This is a genomic window from Lysobacter sp. 2RAF19, assembly GCF_052115395.1.
Lineage (GTDB): Bacteria > Pseudomonadota > Gammaproteobacteria > Xanthomonadales > Xanthomonadaceae > Noviluteimonas.
This window is the reverse complement of record NZ_JBFRGO010000001.1, coordinates 752,066-772,418: the sequence shown is the minus strand read 5'-3', so window position 1 is coordinate 772,418 and position 20,353 is coordinate 752,066. Positions and strand designations below refer to the sequence as shown.

General features: G+C 67.9%; 7 protein-coding genes. 4 read left to right on the top strand and 3 right to left on the bottom strand.

Going from position 1 to position 20,353, the window contains the following annotated elements:
- Window positions 1-18: 18 nt before the first annotated feature.
- Together AB4059_RS03780 and AB4059_RS03775 are read left to right on the top strand one after the other, a co-directional pair.
- Complete coding sequence (locus AB4059_RS03780; RefSeq protein WP_498976718.1) at window positions 19-1,521, top strand: MFS transporter; 1,503 nt, start codon at window positions 19-21, stop codon at window positions 1,519-1,521.
- Window positions 1,522-1,553: 32 nt separating this feature from the next.
- Window positions 1,554-3,233: an alpha-amylase family glycosyl hydrolase gene (locus tag AB4059_RS03775; protein WP_498977826.1), complete on the top strand. Its 1,680-nt coding sequence runs from the start codon at window positions 1,554-1,556 to the stop codon at window positions 3,231-3,233.
- Here AB4059_RS03775 and AB4059_RS03770 read toward each other — a convergent pair whose 3' ends face one another.
- Window positions 3,234-4,031: an adenine nucleotide alpha hydrolase family protein gene (locus AB4059_RS03770; protein ID WP_498976716.1), complete on the bottom strand. Its 798-nt coding sequence runs from the start codon at window positions 4,029-4,031 to the stop codon at window positions 3,234-3,236.
- A gap of 3 nt (window positions 4,032-4,034) precedes the next feature.
- Window positions 4,035-6,461, bottom strand: coding sequence for a ribonuclease R (rnr, locus tag AB4059_RS03765; RefSeq protein ID WP_498976714.1), 2,427 nt, complete (start codon window positions 6,459-6,461; stop codon window positions 4,035-4,037).
- Between the two features lie 88 nt (window positions 6,462-6,549).
- Between rnr and AB4059_RS03760 the strand changes: the two genes are divergently transcribed.
- The gene (locus tag AB4059_RS03760) at window positions 6,550-7,605 is read left to right on the top strand and encodes a LacI family DNA-binding transcriptional regulator (RefSeq protein WP_498976712.1); all 1,056 of its coding nucleotides are present in this window, start codon (window positions 6,550-6,552) and stop codon (window positions 7,603-7,605) included.
- Window positions 7,606-7,797: 192 nt separating this feature from the next.
- On the top strand, window positions 7,798-19,146 hold the full coding sequence (locus AB4059_RS03755) for an autotransporter-associated beta strand repeat-containing protein (protein ID WP_498976710.1): 11,349 nt from the start codon (window positions 7,798-7,800) through the stop codon (window positions 19,144-19,146).
- A gap of 196 nt (window positions 19,147-19,342) precedes the next feature.
- Here the strand turns inward: AB4059_RS03755 and AB4059_RS03750 are convergent, their stop codons facing one another.
- Window positions 19,343-20,335, bottom strand: a complete 993-nt coding sequence (locus AB4059_RS03750) for a GlxA family transcriptional regulator (protein WP_498976708.1) — start codon at window positions 20,333-20,335, stop codon at window positions 19,343-19,345.
- Window positions 20,336-20,353 lie beyond the last annotated feature (18 nt).

The window sequence follows — 20,353 nt, the reverse complement described above, 5'->3', positions numbered from 1 at the left end:
CCACGAGGACACCCCGCGATGACCGCGACGCCCACCGCCAAGCCGACGCTGAGTTTCTGGCAGATCTGGAACATGTGTTTCGGGTTCCTCGGCATCCAGTTCGGCTTCGCGCTGCAGAACGCGAACGCCAGCCGCATCTTCCAGTCGCTCGGCGCGTCGATGGACGACATCCCGATGCTGTGGATCGCCGCGCCGCTGACGGGCCTGATCGTGCAGCCGATCGTCGGATATCTGTCGGACCGCACGTGGACGGGGCTCGGGCGGCGACGGCCGTATTTCCTGGTCGGCGCGGTGCTCGCGTCGATCGCGCTGTTCGCGATGCCCAACTCGCCGGTGCTGTGGATGGCCGCCGGCTTGCTGTGGGTGCTCGACGCGTCGATCAACGTTTCGATGGAACCCTTCCGCGCCTTCGTCGGCGACCAGTTGCCGGTGAAGCAACGCGCCTCCGGTTATGCGATGCAAAGCTTCTTCATCGGCGTGGGCTCGGTCGTCGCGAGTTTGCTGCCGTTCCTGCTCGCGAAGCTGGGCGTGTCGAACACGGCCGGCCCGGGTGAAGTGCCGGCGACCGTGCATTACGCGTTCTACTTCGGCGGCGCGGTGCTGCTCTTCGCGATCGGGTGGACGATCTTCAGCACGCGCGAATACCCGCCCGAGCGCCTGCAGGCATGGGATGAAGCACCGCCGATCGCCCCGCGCGTGCGCGTGGCCACGCGCATGCGCAAGTCCGCGTTGGCGTGGCTGGTCGCCGGCCTGGCGTTCATCGCCGCCGTTGCGACGCTGGGCTGGGCGCGCGAGTTGTATGTGCTCGGTGGCCTGGTCGCGGGTTACGGCCTGGCGCTGTTCGTTCGCACCACGCTGCAGCGCGGTGGCGGTTTCGCGAACATCATGGACGACCTCTACGACATGCCGCCGACGATGCGGCAGCTCGCGGTGGTGCAATTCTTCTCGTGGTTCGCCCTGTTCGCGATGTGGATCTACACCACCGGCGCGGTGACGCAGGTGCACTTCGGCAGCAGCGACACGACGTCGGCCGCCTACAACGAAGGCGCGAACTGGGTCGGGGTGTTGTTCGCGGCCTACAACGGCTTCGCGGCCCTGGCGGCGATCGTGATTCCGTGGATGGTGAAGCGCTGGGGCCTGCGCACGAGCCATTTGATCAACGCAGTGCTCGGCGGCCTGGGCTTGTTGTCGATCGCCGTGATCCGCGATCCGCACTGGTTGCTGCTGTCGATGGTCGGCGTGGGCTTCGCGTGGGCCTCGATCCTCTCGCTGCCGTACGCATTGCTGTCCGATTCCTTGCCGGCGGGAAAAATGGGCGTCTACATGGGCATTTTCAATTTCTTCATCGTCATCCCGCAGTTGGTCGCTGCGAGCCTGCTGGGCTTGATGCTGAAACTGTTCTTCGGCAACCACCCGCTGTATGCCCTGGTGATCGGAGGCGTGAGCTTGATTGTCGCCGGCGTGTGCGTCCTGCGCGTGCGCGAACCGGCACCGCGCGTGGCCGCGGCGGTGTCGCCGTGAGGCGCGCGCTGCTCGCCCTCGGAGTGATCGCGTTGGCCGGCTGCGCGCCGTCCGCGCCGCCCGCTGCGCCCGCGAAAAAGGCCGAAGCGCCCAAGCCCGTCGAGTACTACGGCACCAACGAACCCTTCGCCGCCGACGCCGTCTATTTCGTCCTCACCGATCGCTTCGTCAACGGCGACAAATCGAACGATCACCGCAACCAGGGCAAGGGCCCCGCGCTGCACACCTTCGATCGCCCGGTGCCCAACGCGCCGAAAGGCAAGTCGGACAACATCGGCTATCTCGGCGGCGACTTCCGCGGGGTGCTCGACAACGCCGACTACATCAAGGACATGGGCTTCGGCGCGGTGTGGATCTCGCCGATCGTCGACAACCCCGACGAGGCCTTCACCGGCGGCCAGCCGGTGAAGTGGGGCGGCATGTGGACCGACAAGGGCAAGACCGGTTACCACGGCTACTGGGGCGACAACTTCTACAAGCTGGACGAACACCTGCCGAGCAAGGACCTGGATTTCCGCGGCCTGACCAAGGGCTTGAGAGCGCACGGCTTGAAGACCGTGCTCGACATCGTGCTCAACCACGGCTCGCCCGCGTACACGATGCCCAAGGCACAGCCGAAATACGGGCAGATCTTCGACAAGGACGGCAAGCTGATCGCCGACCACATGAACCTGCCGCCAGAGAAGCTGGATCCCAAAAATCCGCTCAACGCCTTCTACAACACCAAGGGCGGGCTGGCGCAGTTGTCGGACATCAACGAGAACGACCCGCGCGTGCTCGAGTATTTCGTCGGCGCGTACGAACAGTGGATCGGGCAGGGCGCCGACGCGTTCCGCGTCGACACGATCGGCTGGATGCCGCATCCGTTCTGGCACAAGTTCACCACGCGCATCCGCGAGAAGCATCCGGGCTTCTTCATGTTCGGCGAGGCTTTCGACTACGACGCCAACAAGATCGCCGAACACACCCTGCCCGAGAACGCGGGCGTAAGCGTGCTCGATTTCCCCTTGCAGAAAGCGATGGGCGAAGCCTTCGGCAAGGCGCAGCTGGGGTTCGAGCGCATCGACCAGGCGCTGTACCTGACCAACGGCCCGTACGCGAATCCGTACGACCTGATGATCTTCTACGACAACCACGACATGGCGCGCCTGGACGCGACCGACGACGGCTTCGTCGACGCCAACAACGCGCTGTTCACCCTGCGCGGCACGCCCGCGGTTTACTACGGCTCGGAAACGGGCTTCGAACGCGGCACCGCCGAACACCAGGGCAATCGGAACTATTACGGCCAGGAACGCGTGGATGCCGCAGCGGGCAGCCGCATCTATCGCCAGTTGCGCCGCATCGCGAACCTGCGTGCGCAAACGCCGGCGTTGCAGCGCGGATTGCAGGTGAACGTCGAAATGCAGGGCGACCGTGCGGCGTTCTATCGGGTGCTGCAGCAGGGCGGGACGGCGCAGATCGCGCTGGTGCTGCTCAACAAGGGCAACGCACCGGCGGCGTTCAGCGTGCGCGCGTCGCTGCAGCCGGGACACTGGAAACCGGCGTTCGGCGGCACGGCGATCGAGGTTCCGCGCGGCGGAACGCTCGATGCGACGGTCGCGCCGCACGATGTCGCCGTGTTCCTGCTCGATGCCCCCGTGGACGATCCGACCTTGAAGACCGAGCTCGACCGCGCCATGTCGCGCGCGCGTCGCCACGTGGGGACGTGATCAGGATCCGCTCATGCGACGCCGCAGGACGAACTTCCTCGCGGCTTTGCGCAGGGGCCACAGCGTGGATTTGTAGAGCGCCGACAACACGCGCCGCGAGCGCGGAATGCGCCAGCCGAAGCCTTCGTCGATCGCGTTGATGCAGGGATTGCAGAGCCCGCAGGGCTGTCGGTCGCGCTTGGCGCGGTGGCAGAACCAGGTCAGGCCCATCAGCTTGTCCCAGCCGTTGCGGCGCGCGGTTTCGATCATCTGCGCGCGCGTGGTGTCGATCAGCGTGAAGGAGAACGCGCCGAACACCAGGTAAGCGTCGTGGTTCGGCGCGTCGGCGAAAATCCGCCGCGTCGGATAACCGCGCGCCGTGAGGAAGGGCTCCGACAGATTGTCGAACAGCACCACGCCCGCGCCGTGGACGTGCCGCGCCCGTTCGGCGCCGATTTCCACGTCGTCCTTTCCGTGTTGCTTGCAGTAGCGCGCAAGCCAGGGGTACTGATTGCCGACGCCATGCACCGCGCAAAGCCGGTCGCCGGCGGCCTGGATCTCGGCGTCGGGCGCGATGTCGGCGACCTCCGAGATTGCCGTGGGCCTCAACAAGGTGCGCGTTTCGGGATGCGCCTGTGCGAGGGCCTCCCGGATGCGGTCCATCGTTTCGACCTCGATCTGCGTGGACGCGCGCGTGCGGTCCAGCAGATAGATCGGCGCCACGGGCAAGCGAAGTTCGAGCAGCAGGTACAGCACGCGGAAGGTGGAATCCCATCCACCGGTCCAGAAGATTTCGACGGGCTGCTGCGTCTGCTGCATCGATCAATACCGCTGCTTGACCTTCTTCGCCGGCATGCCGCGCGGCGGCAAGGGTTTCTCTCCGCGTTCCTCGACCAGGCGGAAATCGATCTTGCGATCCTCGACGCTGGCCTTCAGCACGACGATGTCGGCGCGATCGCCCAAGCGGAACTCTCGCCCGGTGCGTTCGCCCTTGAGCGTCTTGCGGATCGGATCGAAGTGGTAATAGTCGTTGGGCAACTGCGTGACGTGGACCAGGCCGTTGACCTTGGATTCGTCGAGTTCGATGAACAGGCCGAAGCTCGTCACGCCGCTGATCGTGCCGCTGAATTGCCCACCGACGTGTTGTTCCATCCACGCGGCGCGGTAACGCTCGTCGACTTCGCGCTCGGCCTCGTCGGCACGGCGCTCGCGCTCCGAACATTGCAGGCACAGCGCCGCCATCTCGTGCTCGCTGTACTTGAAATCCACCGCCGTGCCGCCGGCCAGCGCGTGCTTGATCGCGCGATGGAGCAGCAGGTCGGGATAGCGGCGGATCGGTGAAGTGAAATGCGCGTAGGCATCCAGTGCCAGGCCGAAGTGGCCAAGGTTCTCGGCCGCGTAGACCGCCAGCGACTGGCTGCGCAGCAACACCGATTCCAGCAAGGTGGCATCGGGGCGCTCGCGGATCTTCTTCAGCAGCGCGGTGAAGTCGCGTGGTTCGACCTTCGACCACGGCGGCATCTTGAGCGCGAATTCCTTGAGGAATTCCAGCAGGTCGGTGTACTTCTGTTCCGGCGGCTTGTCGTGCACGCGGAACGGTGCCGGGATCTTTTTCTTCAGGATGTAGCGCGCGGCTTCGACGTTCGCCGCGATCATGCATTCCTCGATCAACATGTGCGCGTCGTTGCGCTGGAGCATGCCCGCTTGCGTGACTTCGCCCTGCGGGCCGAGCACGAAACGCACTTCGGAGGATTCGAACTCGATGGCGCCGCGCTTGCCGCGCGCCTTCTTCAACACCTGGAACAACTGGTGCAGGCGCTGGACCTGCGGGAGTTGTTCGCCGATCACCTGCAGGGCCTCGTCGCGCAATTCGGGCAACGCGGTTTCGTCGATCGCGTTCCAGACCTGCGTGTAGGTCAGGCGCGCGTGCGAGTTCATCACCGCTTCGTAGAACTTGGACTTGGTGACCTGGCCTTCGCGATCGATCTGCATGTCGCAGACGAAGCACATGCGGTCCACGCTCGGCTTCAGCGAGCAGATGCCGTTGGACAGGGTTTCCGGCAGCATGGGAACGACGAAGCCGGGGAAGTACACCGATGTCGCGCGCAACTTCGCTTCATCGTCGAGCGGCGTGTCGGGGCGCACGTAGTGCGAGACATCGGCGATGGCCACGACCAGGCGGAAGCCATCGCGCGTGGGTTCGCAGTACACGGCATCGTCGAAGTCTTTCGCATCTTCGCCATCGATGGTGACCAGCGGCAGCTTGCGCAGGTCGACGCGGCCCTGCGTCATCGATTCTTCGACGACGAGCGGGACGAGCGTGGCTTCGGCCAGCACTTGCGGCGGGAATTCGTGCGGGATCTCGTGCGCGTGGATCGCCGCTTCGACCGCGAGCGAGGCCGTCAGCTTGTCGCCGAGCACCGCGAGGATCTTGCCGATCGGCGGGCGTTGCGGATCGGGCGCCTGCACCAGTTCGGCGACCACCAGTTGGCCGGGCTTGGCATCGCTGGTTTCGCCCGGCGGGATGAGCACGTTGCGCTGGATGCGACGGTCGTCGGGCACGACGTAACCGATGCCGGCTTCGACCGTGTATCGGCCGATCAGGCGATTGAGGCGACGTTCGAGCACTTCGACGATCGCACCTTCGCGGCGACCGCGACGATCCATGCCGGTGACCGAGGCGAGCACGCGATCGCCGTGCATCACCTTGCGCATCTCGAAGGGCGGCAGGAACAGATCGTCGGCGCGCGCGCCCGCATCGGGGCGCAGGAAGCCGAACCCGTCGGGGTTGGCGATCACCACGCCCGGGATCAGGTCCATGCGCTGCGCCGGTGCGTAGGAACCGGTGCGGTTCTGCAGCAGCTGGCCGTCGCGCACCATTGCGCCCAGACGCTTGCTCAGCGCGTCGAAGCGGTCGGGTTCGGTGAGCGAGAGCTTTTGCGCGAGCGCATCGGCATCCATCGGGCCATCGTTGGCTTCGAGGATGCGCAGCAACATTTCGCGGCTGGCGATGGGTTGGTCGTAGCGGGCCGATTCGCGCGCGTGGTGCGGATCGCGATTGGGCGCCGGCCGTGGCGGACCGGAACGCGAAGGCGGTGCGCCACGCAGCGGCGGCGGCGGGGCGGGCATCCAGCCGGGGCGTTGCGCGGCCTTGTGTTTCGGGGCACCGGGCTTGGCGCCCTTGGGCGCACCGGCGGAATTCGGGGTCTTGCCGCGGCTGCTGCCGCGCTTGCTGGGGGGTTTGGCCATGCGCCCATGGTCGCACGCCCGTTCATGTCGGGACCGTCAACGCCCGGCCCTTCACACGACGGCCCCGGCCCTGTCATCCTCGCCCGCTATGGGGAAGAAGCCGAAAGCCACCTCCGTCGACATCGCCTACCACGCCGGCGTTTCGCAGGCGACGGTCTCTCGCGTGTTGCGCGGCAGCCCCCTGGTCAACATCGAAACGCGCAAGCGGGTGGAAGCGGTCGCGCGCGAACTCAACTACAAGGTCGATCGCCACGCCTCGAGCCTGCGCACGCAACGCGCGGGTTGCATCGCGTTGTTGCTGTTCGAAGATCCCACGCCCGACGAATCGCACATCAACCCGTTTTTCCTGTCGATGCTCGGCTCGATCACGCGCGCGTGCGCCAGGCACGGGCAGGACCTGCTGGTGTCGTTCCAGCAGTTGTCCAACGACTGGCATGCCGATTACGAAAACAGCATGAAGGCCGACGGCCTGATCCTGCTGGGCTACGGCGACTATCTGCTGTACCAGAGCACGCTGGAAAGCCTGGTGGAGCAGGGCACGCATTTCGTGCGGTGGGGCGCAGTGCTGCCGGGGCAACCGGGCGTCTCGATCGGCTGCGACAATTTCCACGGCGGGCAACTGGTCGGCGAACATCTGTATGCGGTCGGGCGGCGCAAGGTCGCCTTCCTCGGCGATGCGAGCACGCGCTATCCGGAATTCTTCGCGCGCTATCGCGGCTGCGACGTCGCCTTGCACGACCTGGGCGTGGGCATGGACCCGGCCTTGCAGGTGGATGCGGAGAGCTCGGAGGACGCCGGCTACGCAGCGGCGCGCACCTTGCTCGAACGGGGCCTGCCCTTCGATGCGGTCTTCGCGGCGAGCGACCTGATCGCGATCGGCGCGATGCGTGCATTGGCCGAGCAGCGCTTACGCATTCCGGACGATGTCTCCGTGGTCGGGTTCGACGACATCCCGATGGCGCGCTTCGCCAACCCACCGTTGACGACGGTGTACCAGAACACGCAGCGCGCCGGCGAAATGCTGGTGGAGGCGCTGCTGCGGCAGATCCGCGATGAGCCGGTCGAAAGCCAGATGATCCCGGCGAGCCTGATTGTCCGGAAGTCGAGCGGCAGTGTTGCGCTCGTGGACGAGATCACGGAATAAGGTCTTCGCGTCGCGCACGTTTCGTGCGCGCAACACAGGCAAAAGCCGTCGGATGCGTCCTTCGCGACCTTCCGCCGCAAGACGTTGCCCGTTCGGGCAACGTGATCGGAAAGGGCTCGAATGCCCCAAGTGTCAATGTCGATTCGTCCCGCGAACCCGTAGCGTCCTCGGCAATTCCCCGGGGATAGTGCGATGAATCATGTCTTCCGTGTCATCTGGTCGCGCGTGCTCGGTGCGTGGATCGTCGTTTCGGAACTGGCGCACTCGCGCACCGCAGCGCGTCGCACGCTGCGTCGCGCTGCAGTGCCCTCGCTGCTCGCATTGGCCTGCGCACAGGCGCATGCGACCGATATCTGGTGGGACGGCGGCACCGTCAACGGCGGCAACCCGGCGGCCAACGCCAACGGCGGCACGGGCACCTGGGACACCGCGCTGACCAACTGGGACAACGCACTCACTGGTGGCGCGAGTGTCGCGTGGGTCAACGGCGACAACCGTGCGTTCTTTCCTTCGAACGGCACCTATACCGTCACGCTCGGCACTGCGATCACCGCCGGCGACCTGCAGACAATCGGCGGCAACGTCACGCTGACCGGCAACACACTGACGCTGACGGGCACGCCGGTGCTGGATGGCGCGGGCACCCTGACGATCGCTTCGACGCTCGATGGCACATCGGGTCTGACGAAATCCGGTGCCGGCACTGTCGACCTGAGCGGCACGAAGACATTGTCGGGCGCGATCGATGTGTCGGCCGGCACCTTGCAAATCAGCGGCTCGGCGTGGAACGGTGCCGGTCCGGGCACCGTCACCGTCCGTAATGGCGCAGCCCTGAACCTCTCCGTCGCGAATGCGCTCGGCAGCAATACATCCGCGGCGCGACTCGTACTGGAAGGCGGTGGTCGCATCAATGCCATCGCCTCGGCGGTGTACGCGTACGACACGACCCTCACCGGCGGCGCGCCGTCGATCGCCAACAGCGCCACGTGGAACGGCAATTTCGTGCTGACGGCGCCGACGACGCTGACGTTGAGCGGCGGAACCTACGGCGGCAGCCTCGCCAATACCGGCGCCAACGTCTTGTCGCTCACGACGGGCGCCGCTGGTGCGATTCTCAACGGCAACAACACGTACAGCGGCGCGACGACCGTAACGACCCAGTTGCGTTTGGCGAGCGCGACTGCGTTGTCGCCGAACACGAACGTCGTGCTCGCCGGCAGCAGCGTCGGCAACGGCGTCATCGAACTGGCCAGCACCAATCTGTCGATCGCGCTCGGCACCGGCGCCGGGCAACTGCAGTTCACCAACACCGGCGGCTTCCGTTCGATCGGCGGCAATCGCACCGTCACGCTCAACGGCGGCGCGGGGCTGACCTGGGGCAGCGGCAGCTTCGTGCCCGCGGCCAACACCTTCTACCTCGGTACCGACGGTGCGTCGTCGCTGACCTTCGTCAATCCGATCGACCTGGGAAGCGCATCGCGCACGATCGCGCTCGGCACCGGGACCGGCCCGTTGCACGCGGTGATGTCCGGCGCGCTGTCGGGCGCAGGCGGCGGGCTCAATGTCACGCGCCAGGCGGGCAACGGCGTACTGGAACTTTCCGGCGCCAACACCTACACGGGGCAGACGAGCGTCGGCCCCTTGGTCAACCTGATCTTCGGCAACGCCAATGCCTTGCCGGGTGGGCAAGGAGCGACGGGCGGCATCAGCAATCTTTCGCTGCAGGGCGGCGTCGTGTTGCTCAAGCCGAGCGCCGGCGACTTCCTGCGCGGCACGGGCACCGGCGCCAGCCAGGTGCAGTGGACCGCCAGCGGTGGCTTCGCCGCGCTCGGCGGCGACCGCACGATCAACCTCGGCGGTGCCGGCGGCGTCGTCACCTGGAACGCGGCCAATTTCGTGCCGACGGGCAGCCAGCTGATCCTCGGTTCGACGCTCGCCGATTCGATGGTCACCTTCGTCAACCCGATCGCACTCAACGGCGCCACGCGCAGCCTCTTCATCGCCGACGGCACCGCCTCGCTCGACGCCACGATGACCGGCGCCATCTCCGGCGCCGGCGGCCTGCAGCTCGACGGATCGGGCGATGTGCGACTGTCCGGCGTGAGCGCATTCACCGGCACGGCGTTCCTGGGCGCGACGGCCGGCGCCAGTTCGAGCGACAACCAGAATGTCTTCGTTTCGACGATCGGCAACAGCGGCGTCAACGGTAACCTCGGTGCGGGATCGACCATCGCCCTGAGCGCGCACAACGGCAGCCTGACCTACACCGGTGCCGGTGAATCGACGGATCGGGCGTGGACGATCGGTGGCCGCAATACGTCGACCCTGAGCATCACCAACAACGGCACCGGTGCGCTGACGCTCACCGGTGCGTTCACGAAGGATGCCACCGGCGCGTCGAACCTGATGCGCTTCAACGGCACCTACGCGGCCGGGACCAACATCGTCGACGGCTTGATCTCCGAGTCCAGCGGGACGCTCAGCGTGATATTCAACGGCGCCTTCAACCACTGGAAGCTCACCAACGACAACACCTACAGCGGCACGACGACGCTGCAGAACATGGTCCTGGAAGTCGACGACCTTGCGAACGGCGGCATCGCCTCGAGCATCGGCGACAGCTCCAACGCCGCGACGAACCTGGTCTTCGCGAACGGCAACTTCGCCGCGCCGACGACGCTACGCTACACCGGCGCCGGAGCCACCACCGACCGCAGCTTCCGTTCGCCCATTTCGTCGGGCGCCGTCTTCGCCATCGATGCCAGCGGCACGGGCGCCTTGATCTGGAACGGTAGCCTCGATGGCAGCGGCAGCTCCGTCAACAATCTGTTCCTGCGCGGCACGAACACCGGCGGCAACACGTTCGCCGGCACGCTGACCGACAACAACGCCGCCAACGCGTGGGTCGCCGATCTGATCAAGGCCGACGCGGGAACGTGGATCCTGTCGGGCAACAACAACGCACAGGCGCTCGGTTACGCGGGCAACACGGTGCTCAACGACGGTTTGTTGCGCCTGGATTCCGCCGGTGCCATCACCGGCGGCCTGGGCACCACAAGCATCCACGGTGCGACCGGCTCTGCGCAGCGCAGCAGCCTGGTGGTCTTCGGAAACGCGGCGATGGGCCCGTCGGTCAACGGCGGCGTGCTCGGGTTGACCGCCGCGAGCGGCGATTTCCTCCGCGGCCTCTCGACGGCAAACACCGCGTTCCTCAGCAACTCCGGCACCGCCGGCAATGCCGACGACGACACCTACGTCCAGGGCGTGCGCTGGATCGGCAGCGGCGGCTTCGCCGCGTTCGGTGGCACGCGCACGGTGAACCTCGGGGGCGCAGGGGCCGGCGTGACATGGAATACCGGCGGCTTCGTTTCCACCGGCCAACGCCTGATCTTCGGCGACGCGAGCGCCGACGGAACGCTGGTATTCGCCAACGCGATCGCGCTCGCATCGGCCGTGCGCGACTTCGAAACCCGCGACGGCAGCGCCGACATCGACGCGGTGCTGGCCGGCACACTCACCGGCACGACCGTAAGCGGCGTGCACAAGACCGGCACCGGCACGCTCGCCCTGGACGCGAACAACAGCTACAACGGCGTCACCACCATCGATGCCGGCCGCCTGATGGTCGGCACCGGCGGCGCGACCGGCACGCTGGGCGCCGGCAGCGTCACCCTTGGCAATGGCGCGACCCTCGCGTTCAACCGCAACAACGCGCTGTCGGTGGCGAACACGATCACCGGCGCGAACGGCACGCTCTCGCAGATCGGGACCGGCACGACGACACTCTCCGCCGCGACCAACACCGTGGGCACCACGCAGGTCGCCGGCGGCACGCTCGCTGTCACCAACACCCTGGTGTCCGGCGCGTTGCAGATGGGCGCAGGCACGCTGACGGTGAACGGGACGATGCAGGCGACGGGCGCGACGGCGGTCGCGGTCAGCGCAACCGCAGGCACCGACAGCCGCATCAACGTCAATGGCACGCTGCGCGCCACCGGCGACCTGGGCGACGGCAACGACACGCTCGACGTCACCGGCACGCTCGACACCGGCGCCGGCATGCTCACGCTCGGCGACGGAACCGACACCCTGGTCGTGCACGACAACGCGGTGGTCGGCAACGTCGATGGCGGGCTCGGCGTCGACACCCTGAACACGAACATCGCGACGACGGCGCACGTCAACGCGCTGACCGGTTTCGAAACGCTGCTGAAGACCGGCGCGGGCGTGCTGCAAATCGGCGGCGCTTCGAACTTCGACACCGTCTTCGTCAACAACGGGCGCCTGCACGTGCAGGCGGGCGGCAGCATCGTAGGCGGCGGCTCGGGCGCGCTGCAGGCGACGGTCGCCAATGGCGCGCGATTGACCGTCGACGGCGCCTTCGGCTGCAGCGCGGGCGACGACAGCATCACGGTGTCGGGGCAGGTCGACGGGACGGGCACGCTCGACCAGTGCGGCGGCGACGATACGCTCACGCTGCGCGATGGCGCGGCGATCACGATGTCCGGCCCGATTTCCGGCGGCGGGCAAACGCTCGGCGACCGCGTCGTCCTGGACAACGCGCTTGCGGTCACGCTCGGGTCGGGCACGGTCACCGGCTATGAATTCCTGACCAAGCAGAACACCGGCACCGCGACGCTCACCGGCACGCACGTTTACGGCAACGGCGCGACGATCCTCGGCGGCACGCTCGACGTCGACGATTCGTTGACCACCGCGTCGATCGCGATGAACAACGCATCGTCGCTGCACGTGGACGGCACGGTCGGTGCGAATGCCGGTGGCGCGCTGGCGCTGACCGGCGACGGCGGCGCGCAGGCGATCACCATCGCCGCCGGCGGCACCCTGCACGCAAACGGCACGCTCGGCGATGGCGCCGACACGCTGGATGTCGCGGGCACGCTCGACACGGGTGCCGGCACGCTCGCACTGGGCAACGGCGACGATGCGCTGATCGTGCACGACGGCACCGTCATCACCGGCGGCGTCGACGCCGGCGCGGGCATCGATACGCTGACCGCGGACATCGCGACGACGGCGACGCTCGGCACCGCAGCGGGCTTCGAATCGCTCGCCAAAACCAACACCGGCACGCTGATCCTGGCGGGGCCGGGTACATCGTCGTTCAATTCCGTGTCGATCGCCTCGGGGCTCCTGCGTGTCGATGCGGGCGCGAGCGTGGTCGCGGCCAGCGGCGCACTGGCCACGACCGTGAGCGCCGGGGCGACGCTGCAGGTCGACGGCAGCTATGGCTGCGGCACGGGCGCGGACACGCTGGACATCGCAGGCGCCATCACCGGCAGCGGCAACATCAATCAATGCGGCGGGGACGACACGCTGACGCTTCACGACGGCGCGGTCCTTGCCATCGCCTCACCGATCTCGGGCGGCGCGGAGGTCACCGGCGATCGCCTCATCCTCGACAACGCGAGCGCGATGACGCTAGACGGCGCGCCCATTTCCGGCTACGAGCTACTGCGGAAGCAGGGCGCGGGTGTCGCGACCTTGACCGGCACGCATGTCTACGCCAACGGCACCACGCTCACCGGCGGCACGCTCGACGTCGATGGTGTGCTGGCGACCGCGTCGATCGACATGCAGGGCGCGACGACGCTCGACATCGATGGCACCGTCCAGGCCGGCACCAGCGGCGCAACCCCGATCGCGCTCACCGGCGACAGCGCCGTGCAGACGATCACCGTCGCGGCCGGCGGGATCCTGCGCGCGAACGGCACGCTCGGCGACGGCGACGATCGCATCGACATCGCCGGCGTGCTGGACACCGGCGCGGGCACGCTCGCGCTCGGCAACGGGAACGACACCTTCGTCGTGCACGACAACACCGGGCTGCTCGGGACCGTCGATGCCGGTACCGGCGCCGACACGCTGGAAACCGACATCGCCGGCACGGCGCAACTCGGCGCGTTGCTCGGCTTCGAAGCCCTCGACAAGCAGGGCGTCGGCACGCTGATCATCGCCGGGCCGGTTGCGTCGGCGTTCGATTCGGTCCGGGTGTCGCGCGGCACGCTGCGCGTGGGAAGCACCGCCAGCGTCGGCTCGGCGACGATGTCCGCGCAGGTCGATGCCGGCGCGACGCTGGCGGTGGATGGTGCATTCGGTTGCGGCACGGGCAGCAACACGCTCTCCATCGCAGGCACGGTGACGGGCCTGGGCACGATCGACCAATGCGGCGGCGACGATCTCCTCGTTCTGGCCGATGGCGCGGTGTTGTCCGGCGCCAATCCGATCAGCGGCGGCGGGCAGGCGCTCGCCGATACCGTGCGCCTGGATATCGCCGGCGCATACACGCTCGATGCGTCGGACATCATCGACTACGAACGCCTGGAAAAGACGGGCGCGGGCACGGCGACGCTGACCGGCTCGCAGGTGTACGCCTTCGCAGGCGTTGGCGGGGGCACGCTGCGCGTCGACGGAACGCTCGGCGCCGGGGCCATCAACCTCGCATCCAATACCGAACTCGCCGTCACCACCGGCGGTCGCGTCCAAGGCGCAAGCAGCGCGGCGACCGTGATCACCGGCAGCGCCGGTTCGGAAACGATCACCGTCGACGCCGGCGCGACCCTCGTCGCGAACGGCGACCTCGGCGATGGCGACGACGTGCTCGACGTCGCCGGCACGCTCGACACCGGTGGCGGCACGCTGCTGCTCGGCGCAGGCGACGACCGCGTGCGCATCCACGACACGACCGTGCTGGGCGCGGCGATCGTCGACGCGGGTGCGGGCAACGACATGCTCGACGTCAACGTCGCGACGACGGTGACGCTCGGCGCGACGACGGGCTTCGAATCGCTCGGCAAATCGGGCATCGGCACGCTGGATGTCCTGGGCGCCAATACCTTCTCGACCGTCGCCGTCGACGCCGGATTGCTGCACATCGCCGCCGCCGGCAGCGTGCAGGCGAATACCCTCACGGTCGCCGCCGGCGGCACGCTGGGCGTGGACGGCACCTTCCTCGGCACAACCGGCAACGACACCGCGACGATCGCGGGCACGGTGAGCGGCAACGGCACCGTCGATTTCGGCAACGGCAACGACGTCGTCACCCTGACGGACAATGCCAGCGTGCTCGCGAACGGCTTCTCCGGCGGCGCGGGGAACGACGCGTTGCTGGTGAACACCGGCGCGTCGAAGACCACGACGATCGAACGCACCTCCGGCTTCGAAACCCTGCAGAAGAACGGCACCGGCACGCTGGTCTTCGGCGACCAGGCCGAACTGGCGAACGTCGCCATCAATGCCGGCACGGTGCGCGTCGATGGCACCGTCACCGGGATCGCGGGCAACGCGTTCGACACGACGCTGGCCGCCGGCGCCACGCTCGACATCACCGGCTCCTATGGCTGCGGCGCCACCGACGACAGCGTCACCGTCGCAGGCAAGGTGACCGGCAGCGGCACCATCGACCAATGCGGCGGCAACGACACCCTGCGCATCCAGGACGGCGCGGACTTCGCGTCCTTCGCCGGCACCATCGACGGCGGCGCGGACACCCTCGGCGACACCGTGCAGTTGGACAACGCGAGCGGCCTGACCTTCGGCGCGGGCGCGGTGCTGAACTACGAAAACCTGGTCAAGACCAACACCGGCACGACCACGCTCACCGGCACGCAGACCTACAGCGGCTCCACTTCGTTGCAAGGCGGCGAGGTGGTCGTCGCGGGCACGCTGCAAACGCCGACGCTGGCGATGGGCGACGACACGACGCTCAGCATCGAAGGCATCGTCGAAGGCCTCGGCGGCATCGCCGCGGCGCTGACGGGCAGCGCGGGCGCGAACACGATCACCGTCGGTGCCGGCGCCACGCTGGTGGCCACCGGCACGCTCGGCGATGGCGACGACCTGCTCGATGTCGTCGGCACGCTCGACACGCAAGGCGGCGCGATCACCCTCGGCGATGGCGACGACACGCTGTTGATCCACGACGGCAGCGTGGTCGGCCAGGTCGACGGCGGCGCGGGCCACGACACCTTCGGCACCGACATCGGCACGAGCGCGACGCTCGGCGCGGTGAACGGCTTCGAAGGCCTGGCGAAGTCGGGCGCCGGCGTGTTGCACATCGACGGCCCGGGTGTGTCGGATTTCGCGGTCGTCGACGTCCTCGCCGGCACGCTCGACATCGGCGCGGCCGGTGGCTTGCAGGCGACTGCGGGCGGCACGCTCGAAGTCTCCGTCGCCAGCGGCGCGACGCTGCACGTCGACGGCCAGCTCCTCGGCGGCGCGGGCGACGACACGCTGGCGCTCGGCGGTACGCTCTCGGGTGCGGGCACGGTGGCGCTCGGCGCGGGCGACGATCGCCTCGTGTTGTCCGATGGCGCGTCGCTGGAGCGCATCGTCGACGGCGGCACGCAGACCACCGGCGACACGGTCGTGTTCGACAACGCGGTCGACACGAGCTGGAACCTGTCGGACGTGGTCGACTTCGAATTCCTCGACAAGCAGGGCGCCGCCACCACGACCTTGACGGGTGCGAGCGCGTTCGATGCAACGCGCGTCCTCGGCGGCACCTTGCGCATCGATGGTTCGCTCACCACCGCGAGCGTGGCGCTTGCCGATGATGCGACGCTTTCGGTCGGCGGCGGCGTCGCGGGCGCGGGCGGTGCGGCGATCGCGTTGACCGGCTCGGCCGGCGCGAACACCGTCGTCGTCGATGCCGGCGCCACGCTCGCCGCCAGCGGCGACCTCGGCGCAGGCAACGACGTGCTCGACGTCGCCGGCACGCTCGACACCGGTGCGGGCCTCGCGCTCGGCGACGGCGACGACCGCTTCGTCGTCTACGACAACACCGTGATCGTCGGCGGCGGCATCGACGCTGGCCTGGGCAACGACATGCTCGACGTGAACGTCGGCCCGGGCTTCCTCGTGCCGCTGCCGGGCCTGGCCGGGTTCGAATCGCTCGGGAAATCGGGCGCCGGTACGTTGCAGATCAATGGTCCGTCGGACTTCCTCACCATGCATGTGTTCGGCGGTGTCCTCGACATCGCGGCCGGTGGATCGGTGCAAGCCGCCACGACGCAGATCGATGCGGGCGCCACGTTGCAGATCGACGGTGCGTTCACCGGCACGGCGGGCGACGACAGCCTCGTCATCGGCGGCACGGTCGCCGGTGCGGGCACGCTGACGCTCGGCGATGGCGCCGATCGCCTCACCGTGCTCGACGGCGCGGACCTCTCCGGCCTGCTCACCGCCACCGACGGCGGCGCGGGCACCGACCTGCTCGAAACCGACATCGCGACGTCTGCATCGCTCGGCGGCATGCTGGGCTTCGAATCGCTGCTGAAGACGGGCGTCGGCACGCTGCACGTCGACGGGCCTGCAGCCTCGGCATTCGAAAGCGTCAACGTGCAGGCCGGCACGCTCGACATCGGCGCAGCGGGCGCGATCGACGGCGTCGCCAGCACGACCGTGGCGCAAGGCGCGACGCTGGTCGTCGATGGCGCGTTCACCGGCACCGCGAACAACGACACGATGGTGGTCGCGGGCACCGTCAGCGGCGGCGGCACGATCAGCCTCGGGGCGGGCGACGACACGCTGACCCTGCTGGACGGCGCGGATCTCTCGCAATTGCCGAATCCGCTCGACGGCGGCGCCGGCCTGGACACCATCGACGCACAAGTGCAGACGGGCACGGTCGCGCTCGCGCCCACGGTGAATTTCGAAGGCCTGTCGAAAACCGGCGCGGGCACCCTGGCGCTTGCGGGCACGCAGGCGTTCGATACCGTGCAACTCGTCGGCGGCACGCTCGACGTCGCCGAAGGCGGCACGCTCACCAGCGCCGATACGTTCGTCGGCACCGGCACGACGCTGGAAATCCGCGGCGCGTTCACCGGCATCGCCGGCGACGACCGCTTCTTCGCCGCGGGCACCGTGAACGGCGCGCTGGATTTCGGTGCCGGCAACGACACGGTCGAATTCGCGCAGGCGACCATCGACGCCGCGACGATCGCCGGCGGCGCAGGCAACGATCGGCTGCTGTTCCGCGGCATGACGATCGATGCGCCGATCACCGCGACCGGCTTCGAACGCACTGAACTGCTCGACGGCAGCGCGATGACCCTGTCGACGCCGATGGTCACCGGCACGCTCGCGATCGATGCGACCTCGATGCTCGACGCGCGCGCCGGCGCGCGCATCGACGGTGCGCTGGAGAACGCGGGCCACCTCCAGGTCGGCGCGAACCGCCTCGCGATTTCGGGCGACTACACCGGGTCGAGCGGCAGCCTGCTCGACGTCTTCGTCTCACCCGGCAACGGCAGCGCGGGCGGCCTGGAGATCGGCGGCAACATCATCGGCACGACCGGCGTGCGCTTCACGAGCGACGGCACGGATGCGATGACGAAGAAGCTGCGCGTCATCGACAGTCCGAATGACACGCCCGGCGACGGCGGCTTCGTCGCCGCGGAGGCCGACGCCGACGGCCTGGTGCGCCTGGATGGCACGCCGTGGCTGTGGGCCTTCGGCCAGGACCAGGCCGACCGTGCGTGGTATCTGACGACGACGCAGGAAGAAGTCGTGCCAGAGATCCCCGGCGTCGCCGTGCTGCACACCATCGGCGGCCTGCCGGTGCGCGATGCCACGCAACGCGTGTTCGGCCGCCTCGACGACGCTCGTGCGCATGACGACTGCCGCGTGCAGGACGATCGCGACGCCCGCGCCAAGGCCGAGCTCGCGACCGACTGCAACGGCTTCTGGATGGCCGTGTCCGCCGACGAAACCAACGTGACCAAGGGGCGCGGTTACGCCTTCGACGGCGACATCAACGGCGTGTACATCGGCGCCGACACGCAGATGCGCGACACGGGCGAACGCACGCTGCGTGCAGGCTGGGTGCTCGGCTACATCGACGGCAACCACTGGACCGACGGCAGCGTCGCCGGCACGGGTCCGGTGGGGAAGGGCGAAGCGAACATCCGCACGCATACGCCGATGGCCGGCTTCTACCTGGGCAACACCTGGAAGAACGATATGTGGGCCGACTTCGTGCTGTCGGCTTATCTGCACGACGCGGATGTGTTCACGGACGGCTCGCACGACGAATTGCGCGGGAATACGCTGTCGGCGTCGACCAACGTCGGGCGCAAGTTCGCGATGGGCGATACCTGGACCCTCGCGCCTGAAGTCGAAGTGGGGGTCGACGCCGTGCATTGGCAGGACCGCCATGACTTCAACGGCATGGACCTGAATCTCGCCGACGGTCTGCTCGGTCACGCGCGCACCGCGGTGCGGGTGGAGCGCGACATCGAGATGAAGTCGGGTATGTGGCGGCCGTGGGTGTTGGTGGGTGTTGCGGACACGATCGGTGAGCCGACGGTTGCTGCGTCGGTGCTGCGCATGGATACGTCGGAGACGATGCAGAGCTATGCCAACCACGATCTGGGTTTGCAGGCGACGGTGGATGTCGGTGTGTCGGCGAAGTTGCGGATGGGGGCGACGGCGTTCTTGTCGCTGTCCTATGCGCAATCGCTGGAGGGTACGCATGTCGATCGTCGCGGGGCGGACGTGGGGGTGCGGTGGACTTGGTGATTGCGGAAAGCCCGCTCGAAACCGATTAGCGCGCCGCCCGAACGTGTGAAGTTCCAGATTTTTTTGGGAAAAAAATCTGAAACTCCCCACGCTGGGGCATCACCACTCGGGTCGCTTCGATCAGGGGCTTTCGCCCGAGCCGTCATTGGGGGCTGCAAAGCAAGCTTTGCAGATGGCCGATCGTTTTCGGGAAGCGTCAGGCAACATCACCCGCCAACGCATGCTGCGAAAACCGCGCCCGGTAATCCGTGGGACCGACGCCTAGCTGCCGCTGGAATGCACGACGCAACGCTTGCTCGTCGACATAGCCGGCCTGCGCGGCGACGGCCTTCAATGGCAGCGCGGTTTCCTCCAGGGAGCGGCACGCGGCTTCCAGGCGCATCGCGTCCACTGTCTTCGCCGGTGTGCGCCCGACGTTCGCCGCATAGGTGCGCGCGAAGGTGCGCGGGCTCATGCCCATGCGTTCGGCGAGCAGTTCCACGTGCAGGTCGCCGCGGAGGTTGGCGGCCATCCATGCGTGCAGGTCGGCGAAGCGTGCGTCTTTGCTGGTCTGTGCTTTCAAGGGCACGCTGAATTGGGATTGGCCGCCGGCGCGTTTCACGAAGACCACGAGTTCGCGCGCGGTTTCGATGGCGATGCGATGTCCGTGGTCTTCTTCGATCAAGGCGAGGGTGAGGTCGATGCCTGCGCTCACGCCGGCCGAGGTCCAGATCGCGCCGTCCTTCACGAAGATGCGGTCGGCGTCGACGTCGATCGCGGGGAAGCGTTCGCCGAGTTGGTCGGCCCAATGCCAATGGGTGGCGGCGCGGCGGCCGGCGAGCAGGCCGGCTTCTGCAAGGACGAAGGCGCCGGTGCAGACCGAGGCTACGCGGCGCACGGTCGATGCGGTTTCGCCGACCCATTTGGCCAACGCGGCGGGGGCTTCGAATCGCGCACCTGCGCAGCCGCCGGGCACGATCAAGGTGTCGACGCGCAACGCGTCGAGCGATTCCACCGGATCGGACATCACCTGCAAGCCGCAGCCCGTCGTGATCGGGCCGCCATGCACCGACACGACATGCACTTCGTAACGCTGCTTCGGATCGACGAGCCGATTGGCCGTGGCGAGCGCCTGCAGGGGGCCGCTCAGGTCGAGCAGGTTCATGTGGTCGTAGGTGGTGACGGCCACCACGCGCGCGGCGCTGGACATTGCACTCTCCCGGGCAGC